At 35.9% G+C, this 24983-nt stretch carries 30 protein-coding genes and 1 tRNA gene; all 31 read left to right on the top strand.

Translation table 11 applies throughout. The annotated features are described in order from the left end of the window. Window positions 1-3 precede the first annotated feature (3 nt). The 31 genes from IGL36_RS08485 (at window position 4) to IGL36_RS08335 (ending at window position 24272) form a co-directional block, all read left to right on the top strand. Window positions 4-306: a hypothetical protein gene (locus tag IGL36_RS08485; protein WP_002357013.1), complete on the top strand. Its 303-nt coding sequence runs from the start codon at window positions 4-6 to the stop codon at window positions 304-306. Further along, complete coding sequence (locus IGL36_RS08480) at window positions 307-606, top strand: MazG-like family protein (protein WP_002357015.1); 300 nt, start codon at window positions 307-309, stop codon at window positions 604-606. A gap of 8 nt (window positions 607-614) precedes the next feature. Beyond that, entirely contained in the window at window positions 615-1049 is a 435-nt protein-coding gene (locus IGL36_RS08475; RefSeq protein ID WP_025192316.1) for a RusA family crossover junction endodeoxyribonuclease, read from the top strand. Window positions 1050-1956: 907 nt separating this feature from the next. Further along, a complete protein-coding gene (locus IGL36_RS08470; protein ID WP_002357018.1) occupies window positions 1957-2373 on the top strand; it encodes an ArpU family phage packaging/lysis transcriptional regulator in 417 nt (138 codons plus the stop codon). 381 nt (window positions 2374-2754) lie between these two features. After that, window positions 2755-2826: transfer RNA gene (locus IGL36_RS08465), tRNA-Trp, on the top strand. Between the two features lie 263 nt (window positions 2827-3089). Then, complete coding sequence (locus IGL36_RS08460) at window positions 3090-4064, top strand: DUF6731 family protein (protein ID WP_010717042.1); 975 nt, start codon at window positions 3090-3092, stop codon at window positions 4062-4064. Between the two features lie 21 nt (window positions 4065-4085). Further along, window positions 4086-4679, top strand: a complete 594-nt coding sequence (locus IGL36_RS08455) for a hypothetical protein (protein ID WP_010717041.1) — start codon at window positions 4086-4088, stop codon at window positions 4677-4679. A 371-nt stretch (window positions 4680-5050) separates the two neighbouring features. Beyond that, on the top strand, window positions 5051-5281 hold the full coding sequence (locus tag IGL36_RS08450; RefSeq protein WP_002400650.1) for a hypothetical protein: 231 nt from the start codon (window positions 5051-5053) through the stop codon (window positions 5279-5281). 31 nt (window positions 5282-5312) lie between these two features. Continuing rightward, window positions 5313-5747, top strand: coding sequence for a terminase small subunit (locus IGL36_RS08445; RefSeq protein WP_002364295.1), 435 nt, complete (start codon window positions 5313-5315; stop codon window positions 5745-5747). Further along, window positions 5728-7011, top strand: a complete 1284-nt coding sequence (locus IGL36_RS08440) for a PBSX family phage terminase large subunit (RefSeq protein WP_002381730.1) — start codon at window positions 5728-5730, stop codon at window positions 7009-7011. Before IGL36_RS08445 ends, IGL36_RS08440 begins: the two co-directional genes overlap by 20 nt. Beyond that, the gene (locus IGL36_RS08435) at window positions 7011-8495 is read left to right on the top strand and encodes a phage portal protein (protein ID WP_002381731.1); all 1485 of its coding nucleotides are present in this window, start codon (window positions 7011-7013) and stop codon (window positions 8493-8495) included. Before IGL36_RS08440 ends, IGL36_RS08435 begins: the two co-directional genes overlap by 1 nt. Next, entirely contained in the window at window positions 8488-9414 is a 927-nt protein-coding gene (locus IGL36_RS08430) for a minor capsid protein (protein ID WP_002363365.1), read from the top strand. Before IGL36_RS08435 ends, IGL36_RS08430 begins: the two co-directional genes overlap by 8 nt. 122 nt (window positions 9415-9536) lie before the next feature. After that, a complete protein-coding gene (locus tag IGL36_RS08425) occupies window positions 9537-10172 on the top strand; it encodes a DUF4355 domain-containing protein (RefSeq protein WP_010717040.1) in 636 nt (211 codons plus the stop codon). Between the two features lie 12 nt (window positions 10173-10184). Next, the gene (locus IGL36_RS08420) at window positions 10185-11081 is read left to right on the top strand and encodes a hypothetical protein (RefSeq protein WP_002363368.1); all 897 of its coding nucleotides are present in this window, start codon (window positions 10185-10187) and stop codon (window positions 11079-11081) included. A 70-nt stretch (window positions 11082-11151) separates the two neighbouring features. Further along, window positions 11152-11484 carry a phage head-tail connector protein gene (locus IGL36_RS08415; RefSeq protein ID WP_002363369.1) on the top strand — a complete coding sequence of 111 codons (333 nt, stop codon included), beginning with the start codon at window positions 11152-11154 and terminating at the stop codon, window positions 11482-11484. Continuing rightward, window positions 11481-11756: a hypothetical protein gene (locus IGL36_RS08410; protein ID WP_002364301.1), complete on the top strand. Its 276-nt coding sequence runs from the start codon at window positions 11481-11483 to the stop codon at window positions 11754-11756. Before IGL36_RS08415 ends, IGL36_RS08410 begins: the two co-directional genes overlap by 4 nt. Next, window positions 11753-12091 (top strand): HK97-gp10 family putative phage morphogenesis protein, encoded by a 339-nt coding sequence (locus tag IGL36_RS08405; RefSeq protein ID WP_002381734.1) that lies wholly within the window; start codon window positions 11753-11755, stop codon window positions 12089-12091. Before IGL36_RS08410 ends, IGL36_RS08405 begins: the two co-directional genes overlap by 4 nt. Continuing rightward, window positions 12088-12480, top strand: coding sequence for a tail completion protein gp17 (gp17, locus tag IGL36_RS08400; RefSeq protein WP_002381735.1), 393 nt, complete (start codon window positions 12088-12090; stop codon window positions 12478-12480). Before IGL36_RS08405 ends, gp17 begins: the two co-directional genes overlap by 4 nt. A gap of 19 nt (window positions 12481-12499) precedes the next feature. Further along, the gene (locus IGL36_RS08395; protein ID WP_002381736.1) at window positions 12500-13105 is read left to right on the top strand and encodes a phage major tail protein, TP901-1 family; all 606 of its coding nucleotides are present in this window, start codon (window positions 12500-12502) and stop codon (window positions 13103-13105) included. A gap of 2 nt (window positions 13106-13107) precedes the next feature. After that, window positions 13108-13416 (top strand): hypothetical protein, encoded by a 309-nt coding sequence (locus tag IGL36_RS08390; RefSeq protein WP_002381737.1) that lies wholly within the window; start codon window positions 13108-13110, stop codon window positions 13414-13416. Between the two features lie 62 nt (window positions 13417-13478). After that, window positions 13479-13877, top strand: a complete 399-nt coding sequence (locus IGL36_RS08385; protein WP_002363376.1) for a tail assembly chaperone — start codon at window positions 13479-13481, stop codon at window positions 13875-13877. A gap of 68 nt (window positions 13878-13945) precedes the next feature. Beyond that, window positions 13946-14251, top strand: coding sequence for a hypothetical protein (locus IGL36_RS08380; protein WP_002364305.1), 306 nt, complete (start codon window positions 13946-13948; stop codon window positions 14249-14251). Then, window positions 14238-18692 (top strand): phage tail tape measure protein, encoded by a 4455-nt coding sequence (locus IGL36_RS08375; protein WP_430609051.1) that lies wholly within the window; start codon window positions 14238-14240, stop codon window positions 18690-18692. The genes IGL36_RS08380 and IGL36_RS08375 overlap by 14 nt, the downstream gene beginning before the upstream one ends. Then, complete coding sequence (locus IGL36_RS08370; RefSeq protein WP_002363380.1) at window positions 18689-19411, top strand: hypothetical protein; 723 nt, start codon at window positions 18689-18691, stop codon at window positions 19409-19411. The genes IGL36_RS08375 and IGL36_RS08370 overlap by 4 nt, the downstream gene beginning before the upstream one ends. Then, window positions 19411-20856 carry a phage tail spike protein gene (locus tag IGL36_RS08365; RefSeq protein ID WP_002378447.1) on the top strand — a complete coding sequence of 482 codons (1446 nt, stop codon included), beginning with the start codon at window positions 19411-19413 and terminating at the stop codon, window positions 20854-20856. Before IGL36_RS08370 ends, IGL36_RS08365 begins: the two co-directional genes overlap by 1 nt. Window positions 20857-20861: 5 nt before the next feature. Then, the gene (locus IGL36_RS08360; protein ID WP_002363383.1) at window positions 20862-21602 is read left to right on the top strand and encodes a hypothetical protein; all 741 of its coding nucleotides are present in this window, start codon (window positions 20862-20864) and stop codon (window positions 21600-21602) included. A 16-nt stretch (window positions 21603-21618) separates the two neighbouring features. Next, on the top strand, window positions 21619-22071 hold the full coding sequence (locus IGL36_RS08355) for a hypothetical protein (protein WP_002363384.1): 453 nt from the start codon (window positions 21619-21621) through the stop codon (window positions 22069-22071). A gap of 18 nt (window positions 22072-22089) precedes the next feature. Then, complete coding sequence (locus tag IGL36_RS08350) at window positions 22090-22485, top strand: hypothetical protein (RefSeq protein WP_002363385.1); 396 nt, start codon at window positions 22090-22092, stop codon at window positions 22483-22485. 1 nt (window position 22486) lies between these two features. Then, window positions 22487-22609, top strand: a complete 123-nt coding sequence (locus IGL36_RS08345; RefSeq protein WP_002368228.1) for an XkdX family protein — start codon at window positions 22487-22489, stop codon at window positions 22607-22609. Window positions 22610-22619: 10 nt separating this feature from the next. Continuing rightward, window positions 22620-23000, top strand: coding sequence for a phage holin family protein (locus IGL36_RS08340; protein ID WP_002378446.1), 381 nt, complete (start codon window positions 22620-22622; stop codon window positions 22998-23000). 12 nt (window positions 23001-23012) lie between these two features. After that, entirely contained in the window at window positions 23013-24272 is a 1260-nt protein-coding gene (locus IGL36_RS08335; RefSeq protein ID WP_002381740.1) for a LysM peptidoglycan-binding domain-containing protein, read from the top strand. Window positions 24273-24983: the final 711 nt, after the last annotated feature.

The raw sequence follows: 24983 nt of genomic DNA, 5'->3' as shown, positions 1-24983 counted from the left end.
ATCATGATTGAAATGAAGGTACTTGATTATCGAATTACTAGCGATGATAAGCAAGTAATCGTAAATAAAGCGAGACGAAACGAACACGGAGAGTTAACCATTTTGACTGATAAAGACGGTACAGAAAAAGAGTCTCTCGCTTTGATTGGTTATTATGGCAATTTAAGTAAGGCTCTCGTCGCAATAGAACGCGATTATGTGCTTTCTAGTGGTAAAACAATACAAACAGTCAAAGAATACAAAAAAGAGCTAGAATCGATTCACAGCAAGCTAAAACGTGAATTAGATTTCGGGGAGGAATTTTAGATGAATGAATTAGTTAAATTAGTGGAAGAATGGGCGAAAGAAAAGCGTTTAGATAAAGCGGAACCCGAAAAGCAAATGCTAAAAGTGATTGAGGAAGTCGGAGAAGTTGGTGCTGCATTGGCAAGAAACAACGAAAACGACCTAAGAGATGGTATCGGTGATATGGTTGTGACATTAATTATTCTCGCTATGCAAAATAACATGGACTTATACGAATGCCTAAATCAAGCATATAGCGAAATCAAAAATCGCCAAGGGGAAATGGTAAACGGAGTATTCGTCAAAGAAGCCGATTTGTAAGGTTCGAGGTGGAAAAGATGCGAATTATTCTACCGATTGAGCCTAAGCCACAAAGTCGCCCAAGATTCGCAAGGCGCGGAAATTATGTTCAAACCTACGAAGATCGAGCGATGAAAGAATACAAAAATCAAGTAAAGAATTATCTTCGTAAATCAAGAGCAAAGTTGATTGAAAAAGAACCAGTTTTCGCACATGTGATGTTTTATATTTCTGCTCCTAAATATGTACTAAGCTCTAATAAGAAACGCTTAGAAGTGGAATTAGAGCGGAAATATTGCGATAAAAAGCCTGATTTGGATAATTATTTCAAAGCAGTCACTGATGCTGCCGAAGGTATTTTATATAAAAACGATGGTCAAATTGCTGTAATGGTTTGTCAAAAGTTGTACAGTATACGACCACGAACAGAAATAGAAATTACAAGTTTGGAGGAACAAGTGTAGTGGGTAAAACGGGTAAACAGATCAAAGAGAATTATTCGGTTAGAAAGCGAGTAAAGAAGATGCTTAAATTTAAAGAATTTAATATTCAATTATTCGACGTTCACATTTATATAAAAAGGCTAAGTAGTTTTAAAACCAACAAAAAATAGTATAAAAAAACTAACTAGTTTCCGCTAGCTAGTTATAGATACATTTTCATCTCAGATAGAGACAATTAATAATACATTACTATGAAATTTAAGGCAACAAAAAAAGCCAGCTGACCACTAGCTGACTTATGTGGTAGAAACAACTGTTTTCCGCCAGTTGTTCTTTAGGTGTGAGTTAGCACTTTCCCCAAATAAAGTGCTATTAAATAGCCGATTAAAAATCGACAATAAATCTCTTGTAGAGACGTGTACTACTATTAACTGTTTACCAGAAGTTAATGTAGAAAAGGAGGAAATTTATTTCATAAATAAAATCCCCAAGAAAGTTAAAGTGATTATACCATTGAAAAATAGATTTGAAAATACTTTCTATGCCAAAAATATTTATTAGATGGAAAATATCAAATGAATAAAGATGATGTGAAAGATGACGAATGGAAGATTGTAAAATATTGTAGAATTATTATTGTTTTCTTTATAGTCAACCAATAATTTGTTGACTACAAACATGTATGAGTGATGAATATTTTGATAAATAAATAGCCAGTCGGTTTCCGCCGACTGGCTGAGAAGTGAATAGCTATTGGAATAGTATTCTTAGTATAATTTATATCATATAGAGTCGCTGATGAGCAAAGAATAAGCATTTCTTATATATGTTTGGATAAATAAAAAAAGCTACTTAGTTTCCGCTAAGCAACTCTTAAATGATGATATGTTTATTATAAATTATTATACCATAAAAGGAGCGATTTCACTTGATTCTATTGTTAAAAGAAGTAGATTTTCGACAAACAAAAGCGAATGCTAGAAATGTGTTGAAGAGTTTTAGACGTTTAGAGCGAATAGCTGGTCGTTCTTTGATAGATTTAAAATCACCAATTATTACAGAGATGCCTAAAAGCCAAAGCCACGGAAACAAAACAGAAGATGCACTGGTACAATTAGCTGATGCAGAAGCAGAAAGAGATGCAATTTTATCTGCACTTATGGCTTTGAGTTTGACTAGTAGACAAATTCTGCACTACAGTTTTTGTGTGCAGGATCATTACTCTAATTACAAGATTGCTAGAGAAGTTGGATATTCTGAAAGAAGTATTCAACGTATGAAATCAGAAGCTTTAATTGAATTTGCTGAAGCGTATCGAAATGGAAAAATAATCGCCTATAGATAAAATTTTTGGCGGTTTTTTTGCGGAAAGTTGGCGGTTTTTATCAATATTTAGATGTTACTATGGTAGTGTCGAAAGATAAGGAAACGAGGTAAGGCATGCATTACCTATCTTAGCTCCGTTTCGCTTATCTTTTGAGGCTACCTACAAAAAAATAAAGAATAAGGATGTGGAAAGTCCAGTTCTTTTGGTCTCGTTTAGTCGTAGGTAGCCAAATATTGCAATAAACTTGGCATTAAGCTTACACGTAGACGTACGCTGAAAGCACTTGTCAAGATAGCGGTATGTAGTTTGCAAATGATCACTCACAAATCAGACGTTCTCAAACTAAAAGAAATGGGGTGTAATTCCTCTCTCTTTTTTCTACAGGTTTGTGAGTGTTAATGGGATATAGCTTAACTGGTAGAGCAGTGGTCTCCAAAACCGTCGGTATAGGTTCGACTCCTATTGTTCCAGTAAGTAGCTTTTGCTGCTTAAATAAAATTAGGATCGTCAATAGATGTTTCTACTACATTCATGATGAGACACTAGCAAGCTGGTGTCTCTTTTTTATTTGTAAGTACTAGTTACACTTGATCGAACGTTTGTTCTTGTGTATAATATGGATTGTAATCCTTATGATTATATCTACTAGAAAGAAGTCAAGAAAAATGCTTGTTTTTCTGACTTCTTTTTGATTTAATTAATATAGTAGATATAAATTCATGTGGAGGATTAAGATGAAAGCTTTGTATTTTAACGTGTTTATTTGTAAAAATGGTGAGAAAACGGACTACCCTATTAGTAACTTGATTGATCACATAAATAATAAACAAGCAAAGGATCGAACAAAAGAAGTTGATGGTAAATTCATCTTTTTATCTAGACATAGATTTCCTGAAATGAAACGTAAAGATAATGGTATGGCTATGGATGGTTATGAGTATGAAGTAGGGAACAGAACAGTTTGGATAGGTAAATTTCTTGAAGATAAGCCTTTTGCAGGCGAAATTGGATCTGAGCAATTAGAAGAAATATCTGGTGATGTTTACCAACCTAATACTTGTTTATTTATTTGTGAAGCACATCTTTTATTAATGGAATTCACTAATTTAGGTCCTAAAAAAAATGCTTTAGAAGGATATTTGAGTCAATTCCTTGAAGGTGATGAATATACGGTTAAATTAGTACCTATTATAAAAGAAAAAATGTTATCCTTAGTCAAAGCAAGTGAGAGCATAAAAGAAATCGTCATTACTGTTAAAAATGATGATTTTTCATTAAATTCTGTTTTTAAAGATTACGGAGAACATAAAACATTGTTGGAGAAGGCAGTAGAGTCACCGGTGAACGCTGGTAAAGAGATGGGGGCTAATGAAACAACCATCGTCTTTAAAAAAGGTAGAATGAGGAAAAATATGTCTTCTGACATGGTATCTAAGATTTTAGAAATGATTAATATAAAATCAGATTACTTAGTATCAGCCAAAGTAACTTTTTTAAATCCAAAAACTCAAGAAAAAGAAACAATCAATCTTAAATTGGATGGGTTATACAATACTGATTTAGGAGAGATAAAATCAAATGGTTTTGATTTTTTAGCAAATAAATTTACTGAACATTATTATGATTATCACAATAGAAACAAAAATCCTGAGTACCGTAAATTTTTACCACTTAAGAATATTTCTATTGACGAAATTAAATTAAAATAGAGGATGATAGGAGTGTTCCGGATGAAATTATTGGATAAATTATTGCATAGCATACTGATTATCTTGGTTGTCATGAGCACTCTTATAGCTGGTTTAGTTTTTTTTATATTTAAGGACGATATTAATATAGTTTATTCTATATTAGTAGATGCATTAGTTTATAAAAATGATAATATTATAACAGTTGCCACAGTTTTAATTGGTATATATTTTTCATTATATTCTTTTGTTTTAGGTGCAGATTCTAATTCTTTTTTTGGAAAGTTAAAAGATAAAGATGATTTAAAGTTTTTAATAAGAATGATTAATTTAGGTTTTTTTAGTTCGTCACTCTTTACGTTATTATCTTTGTTAAACGATTTATTATTTTCATTAATACATGGGTTCCTAGTATTAATACTAGGAATATTAGTTATAATAATGTTAGGAACGCTAATACAAATTATTATATACTATACTTTAATAATTCGGAAAGACATATTGTCTAAGTTTGAACGTATGGAAGATGAGAAAGTGAAAGAACATGAGAATGAAAAGCTAGCACGAGATTTAAGAATTTTTCTTAATGATTATAATGAAAAGAAATCTCAAGAACTATACAAAAAAGATAAATAATATTAAAGATCACTCTTTGAGTGGTCTTTTTTTCGTACATAAAAAAGCCACTAGAAATGGGATCTAGTGGCTAGGTAGCGTTAGTGAAAATCTCGTGTCACTTGTAGTTTATGAACTTTAGCTATTATGAAAGAGTGCTACCTAAAACAAGTGTAACACAGCTGTCAAGTTTTGTCGGATATTTGGATTGTTTTCACATGAAGAACCACCAGATAAAATATCTAGTGGCCAGACAGCAGATTATGTTTTGAAATAACTGGAAGTGTTACATGAAGCAAAAAGGAGTTGCTGTCTTTCAATGAGTATAACAGGGATTAAAGTGTTTGTCTTACAATAAACAAATATACATAAAAACAATTAGGAGAGAGAACATGAAAAGCTATTGGTATGTATCGTTAACACATGAATATCCACAGCCGAAGCACTCAACTGTTTCAATGCGTGTTGTAATGTCTGTGCAGATAAAAAAGAATGCATCTATTGTCGAAATGACGAGAGAAGCCACACCAAAGGAAATTGATGATTGTAAGCTTGTTTATTGTGGGCATGGCGGTTGGAAAGATAAGCATATACAAGAGAATGTAGAGAAGTACATGAAGTGATAAATTATTAGACAGAAAGGCGGTGAATAACATGCGAATGACCGAGAAACAGAAACGATTTTGTGACTTTTACATCGAGACAGGAAATGCCAAAGAGGCTGCTATCAGAGCGGGATATAGCGAAAAGACTGCAAAGCAGATAGGACAGGAAAACTTGACTAAACCTGACCTCAGAGCTTATATAGACGAACGCCTCGCAGAACTGAAAAACGAACGAACAGCCGATGCCCAAGAGGTGCTAGAGTACCTAACAGCTGTTATGCGTGGCGAGTACAAAGAAGCAACGCTAATTGGTGTAGGCGAAGGCGCACAAGCCGTTGTAGACATCGATGTGGGCGCAAAAGACCGTTTAAAAGCAGCCGAGCTTCTTGGTAAACGTCATGCGCTGTTCACTGATAAAGTCGATTTACAAACGGGCGATATTGTGATTAAGGTTGGTGAGTGGGATGCAGACGAAGAAACGTAATATCGTTTTAGAGTTTAACTTCCCGTCAAGAGTTTTTAACAAATCGTTTTATGATCGATTGGTGGATTATTCTAAATTCACCGAGGTTTATTGGGGCGGCGCTTCATCTGGCAAAAGTCACGGTGTCGTTCAAAAGGTTGTTTTTAAAGCATGTCAAAGATGGAAGAAACCAAGAAAGATTTTATTTACAAGAAAAGTAGGGCATAGCTTAAAAGACTCTATTTTCGAGGATGTGAAAGCGTGTCTTTCTGATTGGGGACTGCTAGACAAGTGTAAAGTAAATAACACTGATTTTAGAATCACGTTACCAAACGGCGCAGAGTTTCTTTTCAAGGGAATGGATGACCCAGAGAAAATAAAATCCATCAAAGGGCTGTCTGACGTCGTGATGGAAGAAGCAACAGAATTTACACTAGAAGATTATACACAGCTTACTTTGCGTTTACGTGAACGTAAGCATGTGAAACGTCAAATCTTTTTAATGTTTAACCCAGTTTCTAAACTGAACTGGGTATATAAATCTTTCTTTGATGAGGAAGCAGAAGTCGACCAACGAAGAACGGGTATTTATCACAGCACCTATAAAGACAATCGGTTTCTTGATAGTGAAAATAAAAAGGTGATTGAGGATTTAGCCAAACGAAACCCAGCGTATTATCGCATATATGCTTTAGGAGAATTTGCTACGCTAGATAAACTTGTATTTCCAAACTATCAGAGAAAACGATTAGACAAGCACGACGAACTGTTAAGACAGATTGATTCAGATTTTGGCTTAGACTTTGGGTATGTAAACGACCCTTCCGCTTTTGTGCATGCAAAGGTAGACGAGAAGAACAAACGTATTTATGTTCTTGAAGAATACGTCAAAAAAGGCTTGCTGAATGATGAAATCTCAACGGTTATTAAAGATTTAGGCTATGCAAAAGAAGTTATCACTGCAGATTCAGCTGAAAAGAAATCTATTGCAGAAGTCAAGAAGAACGGAATTACTAGAATACGTGCAGCTAAGAAAGGCCCTGATTCAATACGACAGGGGCTTTCTTTTTTATTGCAATATGAGCTAATCGTAGACGATCGTTGCGTAAAACTGATTGAGGAATTAGAAAACTACACATGGGCTAAAGACAAGAAAACAGGGGAGTACACCAATGAACCTATTGATAGCTATAATCACGTGATAGATGCTTTACGATACGCAGTAGAACATCGTAGTAAAAAATCACGAGGAATTAAGCTACAGAGCGTGAAGGGGGTTATTTAATGACAGAAAAAGTAAGTAGACCAAATACTGAAAGTAAAATACGTGAATTCGTTGACCTTTTAGGAAATCGTGTCTTTTATTGTGATAAAAACGCAAAGATTGACGAACGCTTGGTGGATAAATACATCAATAAGCATCGAAAATTAATTGGGTTTTACGAAGAATTAGAAAAGCTCTACAACGGTCAACATGATATTTATTATCAAAAAAATAAAGGAATTGGAAAACCTGACCATCGAATTGCAGTCAACTTTGCCCGTTATGTTGTAGATAGTTCTGCAGCTTTCTTTAACGGTAAACCAACAAAGATTACTCATCCAGATGGTGAGGTAAAAGAATTTGTTCAAAATTTCCGTAAACGAAATGAGGAAGAAGACAACGATGCAGAGCTTTCTAAGCTAACTGCTATTTATGGACATGCTTATAAGCTTTTATATCAAAACGAAGAAGCAGAAACGTGCGTGACTTATTTAAAACCTACGCAAGGATTCATTGTTTACGCAGATGACTTATTAAAAGCGCCTATGTTTGCGGTTCTTTACAACAAAATGACAAAGGACGAGCTAACAGCAACTGTTTATCCACAAAATAGCACAGAAACGTTTATTTTTACACAAGACAAGACTTCTAAACGATTGGAAACTAAGAGAGGACCAACCGTTTTTCAGAAAGCCTTGTCTTATTTATTAGGTGGAAAAGAGGCAATCGCTAATCCGTACGGTGAAGTGCCTATGATTGAGTTTATGGAAAATGACGAACGACAAGGACGTATTGAGTCTGTGTGGTCGCTGATTAATAATTACAACGAAGCTCTATCAGAAAAAGCGAACGACGTGAGTTATTTTGCGGATGCCTACTTAAAAATGATAGGGGTAGATTTAGCTGATGAAAACGTTGCTGCCTATTTACGTGATAACCGAGTGATTAATAGTCCTGATCCTTTAAACGAAGGTGAGACTGTAGACATTAATTTTTTAGATAAACCTAGTTCGGATACAACACAAGAAAATCTGTTAGATCGATTAGAGCGGTTAATTTATCAAATGTCTATGACTTATAACGCAAACGATGAAAGTTTTAGCAATAACGCTTCTGGGATTTCGCTAGAATTTAAAATGCAAAATCCTAGGAATTTAGCACAAGCGAAAGCTAGAAAATTTAAAAAAGGGTATGCGCAAATGTACAAAATGATTTTTTCATTGCCTACGAATGTACCTGCTAATAAAGCTAAGGAATGGTTTAATTTAGAATACACTTTTGACTTTAATATTCCGCGCAATATTAAAGACGAAGCGGAAACTGCACAAAAACTTGAAGGGATTGTTTCAAGAGAAACGCAATTAGGCGTATTATCGATTGTTCCTGACGTAACTCAAGAAATGGAACGTATAAAGGACGAAGAAACGGAAGAACGTTTAAATCCACAAGTTGATTTCGGTAAATTTACTCGAACTACGGAAGAAGTGACCGAAGAACATGAGTAATTATTGGGCGGAACGAGAAGCAAAACATATCGAAGAAATGCTGAAACGACATGTGAATTACGAACAAGAAATTCATAGACGGTATTTACAGTTATGGAAAACGATAGAAGCAGAAATTCAACAGTTTTACGTCGCTTATGCAGGGAAAGAGAAGATTAGCATTGATGAAGCGAAACGACGTGCAAGTAAACATGACGTACAAATTTTCGCGGAAAAAGCGAAACGTTATGTACAAACAAGAGATTTTTCAAAAGAAGCTAACGAGCAATTAAGGTTATACAATTTAACGATGAAGGTTAATCGTTTAGAGCTTTTAAAATCGAAAATAGGTTTGTATTTAACAGACAACACTAATCAGCTACAGACCTATTTTACAGCAATGTTAACAGAGGAATCTGTAGCGGAGTTTGTACGACAAGCGGGGATATTAGGCGAGTCTGTTCTTTCCGAAGAAACTTATCGATTGTTTGCTAAAGCGATTATTGAGGGGTCGTTTCATAACACGACATTTTCTCAACGTTTGTGGGCAAACCAAGATGTTTTGAAAGCGAGTATCGATCGCTTATTAACAGTTGGGCTAGTAGCAGGTAAGCATCCAGATATTCTAGCTAGGGAATTACGCAAATTAGTTGTGATTGACAGCTTGCGAGGAAAGGAAACGGCTGATTATGTCGCACGTCGACTAATGATTAGTGAATCCGCAAGAATACAAAGTGAAGTACAAAAGCAAAGCTACGAAAAATATGGGTATGAAGAATACAACCTAATTGTAGAACCAAGCGCTTGTCCTATTTGTGTAGGAATAGCAAGTGCAAATCCACATAAGGTTTCTGAAATGAGTCCAGGAATCAACGCAAGTCCCATTCACAACTGGTGTCGGTGTAGTACTGCACCTGCTTATAAAGACAAAAAGTTCTAGCGAAAGTTAGGCTTTTTTTATTTGCCTTCTTACTGCTTACAGGCGTTAAAGAGAAAGCTGTTTCGATTGATAGGCGTAACCTATTAATTTCGATTAGCCACGTAATGGTTGGAGGTTTTAACATGAACGAAGAAAAACACTTATTATTACCGATGGATTTACAATTTTTTGCAGATGAGCCAAATTCTGATGAGCCAAACTCTGACAATTCAAACGAATCTGGGAATTCATCGACAAAGAATTCTCAAAATCCCAAAAATGAAAATCCAGACGGAAAAGAAACTGGAAAGACTTTTACCCGTGAAGATGTATCAAAAATGATTGCAGCAGAAACTAAGAAAGCAGTGGAGCAAGCAAAATCTGATTGGGAAAAGCAAAAATCTTACGAGCAAATGACTGCGGAAGAACGTGTTAAGGCGAAAGAACAAGAAGCCGCTGACAAAGAAGCACTAGCGGAAAAACGAGAAATGGAAGCCCAAGCCCGCCTCGACCGTTTAACGCGTGCCGAATCTGTTCGTAATGATTTATCCGAGAATGGTCTTTCCGACTACGTAAGTGCTGCACAAGCCGATTTATTGCTTGTGAAAGATACGGACGAGGATACAAAGAAAGCTGTAGATGAATTAAAACAAATTATTTCAAAAGCTAGAGATGGTATCCAAAAAGAATTGCTGAAAGGTCAAACTGTAAACATTGCTACAGCAACAAAAGAGACCGATTGGCGCAGCAATTTGACTAAAAATTTAGAAAAGAAATAGGAGATGAAAATTATGCCAGTTATTTTAGATAGCAAAGATTTAAAAGCAATTGACAAAGAATTTGCCGCAGGCTCTCAGGTTTGGGATTTATTGAAAGGTGGAGCTGCTGCAGTAACTGAAGCGGATTTTGTAGGCGCAAAAGAAGTCCGCATCAACAAAATGAAAGGTTTTACTGCTAGTGATTATAAACGTAACGAAGACAATAAACGTTCTAAAATTGATGTGGCAAAAGAAACGTTTAAACTAGAGAAAGAGCGTTGGTTTGGTTATGACTTAGACACATTAGATCAATCAGAAAATGCTTCCTACGAAGTTCAAGCGCTTGTGGAAGAGCATACTCGTTTAATTGCGATTCCTGAAAAAGATCGAACTGCTGTACAACGCTTATTAGAAGCGGCATTTGCTGAGGCTGCGGATGATGATAGCGAAGGAAAATACGTTGGAAAAACGGTAAAAGAAACCATTACTACAGAAAACTCTTTAGCTTCTTATGACGCAGCAGAAGCGTATATGACAGATGCAGAAATTGTCGGTCCGTTTATTATGTTTGCATCCACTGACTACTATTCAGCATTAAAAAATGCAAAAGGTGTTTCAAAAACATTTACTACGAACGAGCAACAAATTTCAGGTATTAACCGTAAAGTTGCGCAGTTAGACGGTTCAGATACTATTATTCAAAAAGTTGCAAAATCTCGTTTACAGGTAGATTCTACGAAGAAAATTAATTATATTCTTGTGCCTTTGATGGTTTGTTCGCCAGTTGAAAAATACAACTCTATTGATCTAATTCCAGCTTCACAAGACCGTGATGGCTACAGAGACACCATCAAAGGATTAAACTATTATGATGCTATCGTAACTGAAAAAGCTCGTCCTGCCATTTACGTTTCTTACGATTCAAAGTAAGCGCCCCGACCGTTAAAAAGGTAACACCAACGGCAGATGGGGCAGTTGTTGAAGCAGAGTAGGTGAAAAAATGACTCTTTCAGATTATCGCGTACTACTGGATATTTCAGAGGATACCTACGAAAAAGATAAGGCAAAAATTATCAAAATCTGGGACATTACTGAAAAACAGCTGCGAGTAAAATTGAAAGCTGATAAAATACCAGAAAAATTGGACTATATTGTTCCGTCAATTGTAGTGAAACGATATAACCGTTTAGGTTTTGAAGGCATGGAACAACACTCTCAATCAGAAGAAACAATCTCTTATAATTTGGATGACTTCGGGGAATTTCAAGATGAGATTAACGATTATCTTGAAGAACAAGGCTTGATTCGTAAAAGGAAGGTGTCCTTTTTATGAGAACCTGCATTAATTACTACAACAAAAAACACGAGCTGATTTCGGAAAAACTGATAGGTAATGTAACCGAAGTCGGAACGGAAAAACAAATGACCATTTTCCCTAACATAAAGGAGCAGATGGTCATTTTTCGTTTTAGAGATCGCCTAGCTATTCGTTCAGGATTTCTTGAATACTACGATGAAGAAGAACAAAAAAATCGAAAATTTACCGTTGTTAAAAATTTGCGTGTTAGCAAAGGAACTTCGGTTTATGGAAGCGAATATCGATGACTTACCGAGTAGATATTTCAGGATTGGATGATTTAATCGAAGCGATTGAAGAAGCGAAAAAGCTAGACGATGTAAAAGAGGTCGTCAAAAATGATACTGCTTATATGGCAAATCAAATTGCAGAAGAAACACCAGTCAGAAGTGGATACTTAAAACGAAGTGAGACACCTTCTATTAAAGATGATGGAATGACTGGTGAAGTCGAAGCGATGGCTGATTATTCGCCATATGTAGAGTATGGAACGCGTTATATGTACGGACGTTTCTATATGAAAAAGGGCCATGCGGCAGCTGCTAAAAGATTTCTTGATAATATGGAGGCGTTAGTAAAATGACCTTTAAAGATCCGTATTCAGAGCTTTACGAAGCATTATTTATCACTCTGGAGCAAGCAGGCTATGAAACCTATGGGCATTTGCCAGATGATGAGGCTTCTTATCCGTTTGTTTTCTTAGGTGAACAATGGTCTAAGGATAGACAAACAAAAACAAGAACGTTAGGTTCAACAAATATTATGATTCATGTTTATGATCATGACGACAAACGTCGAGAATTAAATCAAGTATTAGCCGATGTGCGAAAAATCGTTCATGAATTGCATCAGACTAAGAACTTTAATTGGTTAGTAACGGAAAGTAGCACAGAAGTGATTTATGAAAATACAACCAATTTTGGTACGAGCCTTGCACACGGTGTACTTGACATCACGTTAGAATTTGAATAAAGAAAGAAGGAAACTAGAAATGGAGAAAGCAATCCAAGGTAAAAAAATTAAGTTAATGTTTCGATTAACACGTGAACGTGCGACAACAGCAGCGAAGTTATTAGCTTTAGAAATTTCACACGAATATAAGTCAGAAACAAAAACAGATACGCAATCAACAAAAGATGGGAATATTCCTACATCAGGAATGCCGTCAGCTTCCATCGAAATGGAATTTTTACGGACAGGCACAGAAACTTACAACATGTTGAAATATGCGTACCGTAACGGGCTAGAAATTGATGTATGGCGCATTAATTTTGATAAAAAAGACCCAAAAACAGGGAAATACGAAGCGGAATTTGGCACAGGTTTATTGGATTCATTCGGAGATTCTGCTGAATCTGATTCTAATTCAAGCATTAAGCCAACTCTAGTTTTAAATGGTGATTTAGTGGAAGGATGGGCAACAGTTGACACTGAAAACGAAGAACTTGCGCGTGCTTTCTTCTACGACACTGTAGCTGGTGCGGAACCAGAGGAGCCTGTAGAAAAATACACACCAAAAACAATTGAAGTACCTAAAGTTGAAAGTATAACGCCGACATCAGATGGCGCCGTTGTAAAAGTGAAGGAGGAAGAATAATCATGGCAATTACTTATCGTATTTACAAAGGTAGTGAAAAAGTAGTTGAAGGAGCAAGTCCATTAACTATTACAGGACTTGATGCAGGAGCAAAAGTAGCAGCAGGAACGTACCATATTGTACGTGTGCAAGATGAAAAAGAATCTGAAAAAGTAGCTATTCCAGCTTTTACCGTATTGGCGGGGCGCTCTTTGGAAAATAAACCAACAGAAGCAAATACTATTCCTGAAATCAAAGAATGGTTAACTGCTCACAGTATTGATTTTACAGGAAAAACAACGAAAACAGATTTATTAGCATTAGTACCATAATTAAAAATTAGGAAGTAGGCGGCAATGTGAAGGCATTGTCGCTTTTTTAGGAGGAATTTTACATGTCAACAAACGTAAAACCTGTCGCAACAATTAACGGAAAAAAATATCCTTTGGTTTTCGGTTTTAAATTTTTAAATGAAATTAACGCATTAAAACCTGACGTTGAAGAAGTGGAAGGCTTCGTTCAATTGGTTGGCGGATTACAAGATGGCGACGCTTTTGCCTTTCAAAAATTAATGCATGCAGCGTTAATTACTTATGATGACTTAACAACGAAAGAAATTGACGACTACTTAGAAACGTCAGATGAGGCTTTAACGTTGTTTGAAAATTTTATCTCTTTCTTGGAGCAAGCACCGTTAACGGCTCTTCGAACGAAAAAAGCACTAGAAGCAATCAAAAAAATCATGGCTTACATGGAACAGATACAAGCCAATCAACAAGAAACGACAGCCTAGATTATGACGAAATAGTTGTCACTTGTTTTCAACATTTCCCCAATATCACTTTAAAAGAAATTGAGCGTATGACTCCTTATGAATTTAATTTACGGATAAAAGCTGTAAATTTACGTGCAATTAACGAAGAAAGGAAACTATACGTTAACGCATTAGCTACACGTATTTTTACAACACCAGATGAAAAAGGGCAACGCTATATTTTTAACGAAGTGAAAGATGTCTATGACTTTGAAAAGCTTGAACGCGATGTGCGAGGGGAAATCTCGCAACGAGAAGTGGAAAAGCTAAGTGAGCTAGAAGAAAACGCTCGTCGATTAGAACAAGCAAGAAAAATTGTTGAGGAAAGGAGGAAACAACGTGACACAAAGTAAAACGGTAACAGCCATACTTACAGCACGTGATAACAATTTTACCAGTGCGATGAATGGCGCTGTGTCTTCGCTAAAAAAACTTAATTCAAATGCTTCTGATATTCCTAGTAATTTGAATACAGTGAATGGTGCGATGAAAAGTTTCGGTGATAAAACCGCAAGTATCGGCCAAAGCATTGAAAAAGTCGGCGGTTCGATGACTAAAGGTATTACACTCCCAATTGCGGGTGCCGTTGGCGCAGTAACAACCGCAGCGGTAAAATGGGAAAGTGCCTTTACTGGAGTTAAAAAGACCAACGATGAGATGGTCGATTCTAACGGTAAAGTCATTTATTCTTATGATGATTTAGAAAAAGGCCTTAGAGATTTAGCAAAAGAATTACCCACTAGTCATGAAGAAATTGCAAAAGTAGCAGAAGCAGCTGGACAGTTAGGAATAAAAACTGATAAAGTTGTCGGATTTACTAAAACAATGATCGATATGGGCGAATCAACAAATATGTCTGCAGATACAGCGGCTACATCCCTAGCTCGTTTTGCTAACATTACGCAAATGTCACAAGATAAATTTAGCAATCTTGGTTCAGCGATAGTTGACTTAGGTAATAATTTAGCGACTACCGAATCAGAGATTACAGAGATGGGCTTACGTTTAGCAGGTGCAGGAAAACAAATTGGCATGACCGAAGGAGACATTGTAGGTTTTGCGGCGGCGTTATCATCTGTTGGTATAGAAGCCGAAGCGGGCGGATCGGCATTCTCTAGATTAATGGTACAAATGCAATTAGCAACTGAAACAGGAGTTGAAGCTTTTGCGCCTCTGAAACAAGCAGTAGCAGAGCAAGGCGTGTCTTGGGAATCTTTTGTGCATGCTGTAAACTGGGGTGGAAAAGAACTGACGGCAGTTTCTAAGCAAATGGGAATACCTACCTCAGAATTAAAGAAAATGTATAAAGAAGCTAGCAAAGCATCAGGTAGTCTGGAAGATTTTGCAAATGTAACAGGTCGAACTAGTGAAGAGTTTGCACAATTATTCAAAAGCAATCCATCTCAAGCACTAATTGAATTTATCCAGGGCTTAAAAGACTCGGAAAAACACGGAATATCAGCTATTAAAGTGCTCGACGATATGGGAATTACAGAAGTTAGATTACGTGATAGTTTATTACGTGCAGCCAATGCAAGTGATGTCTTTGAAGGGGCTGTAAAACGAGGTAACGAAGCGTTTAACGAAAATACAGCTCTAGCAGAAGAAGCTGGTAAACGATACGGAACTACAGAATCACAGTTAAAGATTTTACGTGGTCAATTAAATGATGTAGCAATTACGTTTGGCGGTCCATTAGTAGCCGCATTAAATAGCGCGATAAGTGCTGCTAAGCCTATGATTGAAGCTTTAGCAAATATGGCAGAAGCTTTTGCATCAGCTGATCCAAAAACGCAAGAGTTCATTTTGAAAATGGCTGCGTTAGCCGCTTCTGCTGGCCCTGTGTTAAAAGTTTTTGGGAAAATGACAAGATTTTTCGGCAAAACGATTTCGACAATGTTTGAAACCGCAGGGAATATTGATAGCAAGTGGCAGCAATTTATTATTAAACCTATTGTTAATGGCTCTGGTAGTGCATTACAAGCTGTAAAAGGGTTTGTTTCTAAATATAAATCAAATCTAGCAGGGCTTGAAAGCGCAGGAGTTAATGTAAATGTATTAACAAGATTTACCACGTTAGGAGAGACTATTTCAGGTCTTTTTCCTACGCTAGATACATTTAGAGCAAATCTACGAGCAAGTCAAAGACAGCTAAATATGCTAGGGGAAGGGAATAAAGTTACTAACTTTTTCCGTTCTTTTTCTGCTTCTTTACAATTATCTAACAGCAAATTAGCGAAATTTGCCTCTGTTGTTATTAATCCTGTAGGGTCGCTAAGAAACCTATCCTCTGCAGCTGGCAAATCGGGAACGGTTTTATCAGGGCTTGGCGTAGCCACCTCAAAAGCAGGTGGAGGTTTTAGAACATTTGCGGTAACGGGTATACGATCTATAGCTAGTTTAACAGGAGCTATGTTGAGCAATCCCATAACAGCAATTTTAGTAGCAATAACCGCTACGATAGTTGGTGTAGTGCAAGCTTGGAAATCCAATTTTATGAACATTCAAGGCTACGTGAAAACTGCTTTTAGCGGAATAGTAAAATCGTTTAAAAGTGTACTTCCTAGCTCTGCGAGTGTTACTAAAACAATAAAAGGATTAGGAAATACATTTAAATGGTTAGGTATTGGCGCAATTGTTGGTGTCACTTTTGCAATAGCAGGTTTTGTAGATGGCTTACGTACTATCGTTACTGTAGGAAAAACGGTAGTAAATGCAATAATGGCAATTTCAAACGGTGTAAAAGGACTTTGGAAACGATTAAAAGGCGATTCTAAAGGTGCTGATAAAGCATTTAAAGATATGAAGAAAAGCTTATCTGATATTGAAAAAGATTGGGATACAATGTTTTCTGATTCTGCCTTAAAAAAAGCTGCTAAAAGCACCGAAGAATTAGGTAAAAAGTCCAAAGACACTACTAAAGCAATTTCGTTAAATATGGAAGAATCCTCTTCAAGTGTTGAAAATTATTCTTCAAAACTTGATGAAGCTAAACAGGCAATGACTGAACTTTTCTCACAGCAAAATGGTAGTACGGCTGGCGTAGAAACTTATTTCAAGAATACACTTGATTTAGTTACGAATTTAAAGGAACAACAGAAAAAGGCTGTTGAAACCTATAACAAGCAAATTGAAGCGGCAGAAGGAAAATCAGAAGCAGAGAAGCAAAAGATTTTTGCCAATGCTTCAAGCCAGTATATGAAAGCTGTTCAAACGAATAATAGTGATTTATTGAAGGTATATACTGATTATTCTAACCAATTGAAGAATAATAAAACAGTAGAGGGTCAAGAATTGACAGAACAGCAAAGAGCTACTTTGCAAAATCAAACGAATATTATTCGTGATCAATTATTACAACAGAACCAACAATTTGTTGAGGCTGGTATGAATAAGTTGGCTAATAAACAAGCATTAAGCGAGCAAGAAAAAGAACAAACTTTGACAAGCTTGCGAACGCTTGGGGAAATTCAAGCGCAACAAGTGCAAGAAAATAACGCCCAAATTCAGCAACTAGAAACACAAAAGAACCAAGCAAAAACAGAATCTGAAAAAGCAGCTTTCCAAAATCAAATTACACAATTACAAACGCAAAATGCTCAAATACGACAAAGTGAATTAGAGCAAGGAGCTCAACTTCTATCGATTATTTCACAAAATGGTGCAAATAAAATTGCAGTGACAGCTGATAATTTAGCACAACTTAAAGGCGTTACAGACCAACAGCTTTTAGGCATTTATCAATCTTATGTAAATAATGGTGCTAGCATTGACCAACAAATGGCTTTATTGGCAGGAATGCTACGTCAACGAGGGATTGATGGCTCTAACGGACTGGTTCAGGGATTGCAAAGTAATGATCCAACGAAGTGGGCGAATATGTCAAGAGCTGACATTGTGAATACTTTACAAGCGTTGCCTCCTGACTTATTTAGAAATGGTCAAGACGGGAAAAACCAGTTAATTGATGGATTAAACTCTGGAAAAACACAACTTAATAATGTTGGTAAAGAATTGATGTCTTCGATGAATAGTGGTCAATCTTCGCAAAAATCTAATTCTAAGAAAGCTGCCGCTGATAATAGTAGTGCAGCTGCTTCTGGAACAAGAAGTAAAAGTAATGAACATAAAAATGCTGGTAAAAGCAATGCTCAACAGACAAATGCTGGAATGAATTCTGAAAAAGGAAATGCGAAGAATTCTGGAAGTCAGCTAGGTGCGGCAACAATTCAAGGATATTTAACTCAGTTACCCCCTGCAAATAATGCTGGAAGGTCTTTAGGAAATGCGGTAAGTCAGGGTGCAGGTTCTGTAGATATGAGCCCTGTAGGTTCAAATATGGCTAGAGGTGTTGCTTCTGGTATTCGTGCAAGTCAGGGCGAAGCAGTGGCTGCTATGCAAAATTTAGTAGCCGCCGTTAATGCAGAAGCACAGAAAAAAGCAAAAATTAAATCACCATCACGCCTATTGAAATATGATGTTGGTGTTTTCCTTGCACAAGGTGTAGCTGCAGGTATTCGAGAAGATACGTCGGTTGCCGTACAAAGTGCAAAAGATATGATTTCAAGTATTCATCAATCTATTACGGATAGCCGTTTGATGAAACGTTCAAATGCAATTGAGGTAAAACACTCTATAGATAATACGCCAATGGGAAAAATGGTAGAAATTTTAGAAGAAATACGACATTTAACTGTCGTGATGGATACTGGCCAAGTAGTGGGAGCGCTAGGTAGCCCAATGAATCTTAATTTAGCAGAACAACAAAAGCAAGATGGGAGGTATCGTAGTTGATTGAAATTGTAGAATATATGGCCAAAGGTCGTTTTAATAGCAAAGAACATGGTTTCTACATTATTGAACACGATGCTCCTTCAGCGGAAGAAGTGGAAATTATTGAACAGATCCCTTTCATGCAAGGTCAGTATGATTTTTCCATGCTTACAGGAGAACGAATTTTTAGTAATCGCATTGTCACTGTTACTTTTTGGCGACCTAATACGCCATACGAAGAACGAAAGGCATTAGAGGCGAAAGTAAAAGAAGAGTTGATGATGGATGGAATTGATTACATTGATGATTCTTGGTTACGTTCAGGGCTTCGCTGGTATGGAAAATGCAAAAGTGTGAAAGCAGAAGATGACTCGTCAAGTAATTCATTAACGTTAACCGTAGAATTTGACGTGTATCCTTTTGCTTTAAGGGAAAATATTTCTTATTCCGATGTCTTTGACGAGGACTATTTCACAGACGATAGCGCCGACAATTGGACAGGCTACTATATTCACGGAAAAAGAGAAATTTTTCTTATCAATATGGGAGCGAATGCTTCTAGTCCAACAATAAAGGCAACGTCTACAATGCAATTAACTACTGATGACGGAACAACAATAAAAGTTCCGAAAGGCGAATCGCAAGATTATTTCTTTAAATTAAAAAGAGGGACCAACCACTTAACTATTTATGGCGAAGGTCATATCTCTTTCTTTATGTCTAGTGAGGTGATGGTCTAATGTATCGAGTATTATTGTTTGATAATCCGAACAGAAAGAATCCAAAGATTGTTCATGAGCCATATAGCTATGGTGAGAAAATCAAAGATAGTGAAGTATATTTATCGCTTAACGGATTAGGAATTTCTACTTTTGAATTTACCTTTAATATTAACAATAAATACTATCAAAAGATTGAGCCGATTATTCACTTTATCCAGATTCTGGATGTTACAAGAAATAAAGAAATTTTTTATGGTAGAGTTGCTAAAATCACGAATAAAATGGAAGCATCAGGAAGCTTTTCTCAAACTCTTTTAGCGGAGGATGAGAAAGCTTTTTTATATGATTCTGTTCAAACCTATATGAAACCAACACGGATGACTGTATCTGCTTATTTACAAAAAATACTCGATGCACACAATAAACAAGTTGAAGCGCATAAGCAGTTTCGGCTTGGTGAAGTGAATGTTGTAGATAATGGGGACTTGCTAAGAGGATTAGGCTATCAAAGTACAGCGGATACCATTAAAGAAAAATTGTTGGATAGGCTGGGCGGTACGTTAACACTTCGACGCGTTGGAAATATAAATTATTTAGATTATCTATCTAATTATGGTGTGAACAGTGAAACTCCTTTACAGTTAACCAAAAATCTAAAAAGTGCTACTCGAGATATTGATATTTCTGAATTGTTTACAAGGATTGTGCCCGTCGGTCAAGATATTGAAGATACGTCAAATACTGATATTGAAGTGGGAACAGATTTTTCACGACCTAAATACACCATCGAAAAAGTAAATGGCGGTAAGAATTACCTTGATGATGAAGCGTTAATCAAAAAATTTGGATTAAACACGGGTATTGTAGAATTTTCAAATGTCAAAGACCCATCAATTTTAAAACGTCGAGGGTTGCAATGGCTAAAAGACCAAAGCTTGATGCTGGTAACTTGGACAGTTGAAGCCATTGAGTTAGGGCTATTGGATAAACGGTATGAATTAATCACTTTAGGAAACAGTTATAAAGTAGATAATCAATTTATTTATGCTGTAGAACGATTACAAGTGATTGAGAAAAAATTTAGTATTTTAGAACCGCAAAAGGTTACTTTGACTATTGGTTCGAAAAAGAAAAAACTGACCGATTATCAAAACGAAATAAAAGCTATTCAATCCAATTTAGTAAACGTAAAAAAATTTGCGACGGCAGGAGTTCAAAACATATCAGAGTTGATAAAAAGACAGGAAGAATTTGACAATGATTTATCTGTTCAAAGTAGTAAAGTTAGTTCTTTGGAAGACTTAACCAGTGAATTATCAACAACCGTGACAGAATCGACGGAAGCCTTTAAACAATTAGCAAGTGATTTAACAAATACAGTCGAATCTGTAGGTACTGCTCAAACTGAGATGAAAAAGGCGTTAGACGATTTAATTAAGCGCGTAGAGAAATTAGAAAAATAAGAGAGGTGAGACGGTTGGCACAAGAATTTAAGGATACTCGACCAACAAATGAACCAAATACAACAGTTGATTATCAAGACCCGACCGATGTCGATGAGGTGCAAGATGAAATAAAAAACGGTGTGATTGATCCTATTTCTCAAACGTTCGCTTTGTGGATTCGAACAAAGATGTATCGACGACATGTTCGAGAATCTTTAGCTCGTATGATGGAGTATACCAGTGTTTTATTTAATAAAATAAAGGCTATTTCTGAAAATACAGAAAAACGCCAATCCAAAGTAGAACAACGTCAAACCAATTTAGAGGAACGTTTTAAAGATGTAATCGCAAATGCTACAACAGATAGCGAAGTTATCGATGCTCGAAGTAGTGAACGTTTGGGGAATTTTAAAACGTTGGATGAACGGCTAGAATATTTTGAAAATATTATTGCTTCTGTAATTCCAGTTGGTTTTGATGTAACTATTGTTCACAATTTAGGAGCTCAACCAGTCGTTAATGTTCGTACTTGGACACATGGTATAGGTGTACTGCCTTTAGGTACAGAACCAACAGGGTTATTTGGCGGTAGTGCTTCTCAATCAATTCAAAGCACTGTAAGACATGTTAATTCTTCAGAGTGCATTGTATCTATTCCTTTGGATTATACAACGGAATTTTTACCAGTAAAAATTAATGAATATAAATATTTACTTATAGATGAAAAAAATAGTCGATCCATAGTGTTTGATTTAATTATATAGAAAGGATGTTGAGAATATGGAATTAACCAGAATTTATCGAGGGATGGAGAACGGAGCAGAAGCTATTGAAGAAAATTTTGATAGTCTTGAAAAGTTACTAAATAAGTTATCTGAAACAAATATTTTAAATGTAGGTAAAAAAGTTTGGTCAGGAGCATGGTATATGGGGGAAAATCAATCAATTAATCCGAGTTTACCATTGGATCAATGTCTTTCTGGCTGGTTATTTTTATATCAACCATATAACACAAGTACAAGCCTAGGAGACAATTGGGATTTGAACTATGTATTTGTTCCAAAAACGCATATAGTGGAATTTGGAGGTCGTGCGGTTGTTCATCATTTAGAAACATTGAATGGAGCAAAATACAACAAATATATTTATATAAGCAATACGCAAATTTTAGGCCATAAAAATAATAATACTGCTTCAAAAACTTTTGTATTGACACGGGTGTATGCAATTTAAGAAAGGAGAAAGTTAGCTATGAAAATTTGGATTGAAAATAGAATTGGCTATTTAGAAGGTTATTCTACAATGGAACAACCAGATAATGTTGAGCTTGAAGTGAAAAAAGAACCGTTTGATTTTATGAATTGGCGTTATGATGGCGCACAATTGATTCATGATCCAGAAAATGCACCACAACCAGAGCCAACACCACCAACCGACATTGAGGTATTACAAGCCGAAAATGCGGAATTAAAACAATTGAATTCAAAACTCATGGTTAATGACGTGAATTTAAAAAAAGAGCTTTCAGAAGTAACGAAAAAAGCAGATAATTTTGCGCAAATTAGTGCAAAATCAATGCTTGCGATTAATCAATTAACCAATCAGGTAAAAGAAATTAACGAAAAATTAGCAGAAGGAGTGGAATAAAATGTTTACATTTGATGACATTAAAATGATGTATGACTGGGGCTGTTTTACAGATGAACAAGTAATGGAGTTTGTCCCACTTTGCATTACAGAAAAAGAAGCGAAAGAAATTGTCGGAAAGTAGGTAAGTAGGTTTGGCGTTATTTGATTTTTTGGAGCGTTTTGTAGCAGACCCAGATTATAAAGCAGTATATGTTTTAATGTTGATTTGTATTGCAATGACTATTGATTTTATTAGCGGCACTATCGCAGCCAAGATAAATCCAGAAATTGAGTTTAAAAGTAAAATAGGGATCAACGGAATATTAAGGAAAGTAGCAAGTATTGTCTTGCTGCTTTTTTTCATTCCCTTAGCACCGTTAGTACCTGGTGGCGCTGGTGTGGGGCTATTATATGTTCTGTATGTTGGCTATCTGATGATGGAAATTAAATCGATATTTGAGAACTATCAGAAGATGGGAGTAGTTACGGAGCTATTTGAAGATTTCATAAAAAATTTAAAAAATAAAAAATAGGAAGGTGTCTTTATGAAAAAAATTGTAACGTTGATTATTGTAGCGTTGGTAGCAGTTACTCCTTTAAATGTATTCGCTGCAAAAGGTGATCAAGGCGTTGACTGGGCGATTTATCAAGGCGAACAAGGCCGTTTTGGCTATGCACATGATAAATTCGCTATTGCCCAGATTGGTGGCTACAATGCTAGCGGTATTTATGAACAATACACATATAAATCACAAGTAGCGAGTGCTATTGCACAAGGTAAACGTGCGCATACCTATATTTGGTATGACACTTGGGGAAACATGGATATTGCAAAAACAACAATGGATTACTTCTTACCACGTATTCAAACGCCTAAAAATTCCATCGTTGCTTTAGACTTTGAGCATGGTGCTAGTTCTGACGTAAACGCAAATACGGAAACAATCCTGTACGGTATGCGCCGTATTAAACAAGCAGGGTATACACCAATGTATTATTCATACAAGCCTTTTACGTTGCAGTATGTGGACTATCAGCGAATTATTAAAGAGTTCCCTAACTCTTTATGGATTGCTGCTTATCCTAGCTATGAAGTAACGCCAGAACCATTGTATGCTTATTTCCCAAGTATGGAGGGCATTGGTATTTGGCAATTTACATCCACTTATATTGCAGGTGGGTTAGATGGTAACGTAGATTTAATAGGAATTACGGATAGTGGTTATACAGATACCAATAAACCAGAAACGGACACGCCAGCAACAGATGCAGGCGAAGAAATTGAAAAAATACCTAATTCTGATGTTAAAGTTGGCGATACCGTCAAAGTGAAATTTAATGTAGATGCTTGGGCAACAGGCGAAGCTATTCCAGATTGGGTAAAAGGAAACAGCTATATAGTACAAGAAGTAACTGAGAGTAGAGTATTGCTTGAAGGTATCTTGTCATGGATCAGCAAAGGCGATATTGAATTATTGCCAGATGCGGCAACTGTTCCTGATAAACTACCAGAAGCGACTCATGTGGTACAATACGGCGAAACATTATCAAGCATTGCTTATCAATACGGAACAAACTATCAAACATTGGCTGCATTAAATGGATTGACAAATCCAAATCTTATTTACCCTGGCCAAATTTTGAAAGTAAATGGATCAGTAGTAAGCAACATTTACACAGTTCAATACGGTGATAATTTATCAAGCATTGCAGCTAAGCTTGGTACGACTTATCAAACCTTAGCTGCATTAAACGGATTAGCAAATCCTAACTTGATTTATCCTGGTCAAACATTGAGCTATTGATTTTTTGCAAAATCGGTTGAAATTTAGAGGTACCTCATTTACAATAGAATCACCTTTTCATATTATGACTCTTTTCGATTTAGAAAAGAGGTGCTCCTATCTTATGCCAAGTCCTTAGGTAGGAGCATTTTAATTTTACTCATACGTATCTTAGTTTAAAGCTATTGTATTACATAAGAAAACACCTACCACAGATGCACGTACTTCCCCAAGCAGTTGTCTGTGCGGTAGGTGTTTTTTTAGATTTTACTTGTTAATCATAACCGATTTTCTTTTTTTATAACAAGGTTAAGCTTGAATTTATGAAAAGGATAATGTGTACGGAATTTATCCTAATAAAAAATAGAATTAGCCTATTTCTAAGCTACTATTACTTGAGAACAGTTTCCTTTTAAATAAGTGGAAAATTGTAGTACAGCTACTTTAGCGATATTCCTTAATATCCCAGTTCTAATTTAAAGCCAAACACAATTTTGTTAATAATGTTAATAAGTTGTGAATAATTTTATTGGTTGAATTAACAAAACTAATTTGCTAGAATAATAAAGCAATTACTTGTAGTAAAAGACTACAGGCCCCTTGTATCATAATTGTGCAAGGGGGTTTTTTGTATCGTATATTTATATTTATATTTCATGTCTAGAGTAGATGGATTATAACCTTTTTATAGTATTGATCCATCATGTTTTAATACACTCATTTGCTTTATAT

Source organism: Enterococcus sp. AZ011, from assembly GCF_050548355.1.
Classification (GTDB): domain Bacteria; phylum Bacillota; class Bacilli; order Lactobacillales; family Enterococcaceae; genus Enterococcus; species Enterococcus faecalis.
Note: the sequence above shows the minus strand (reverse complement) of the source record. Positions and strands in the feature narration are given on the sequence as shown.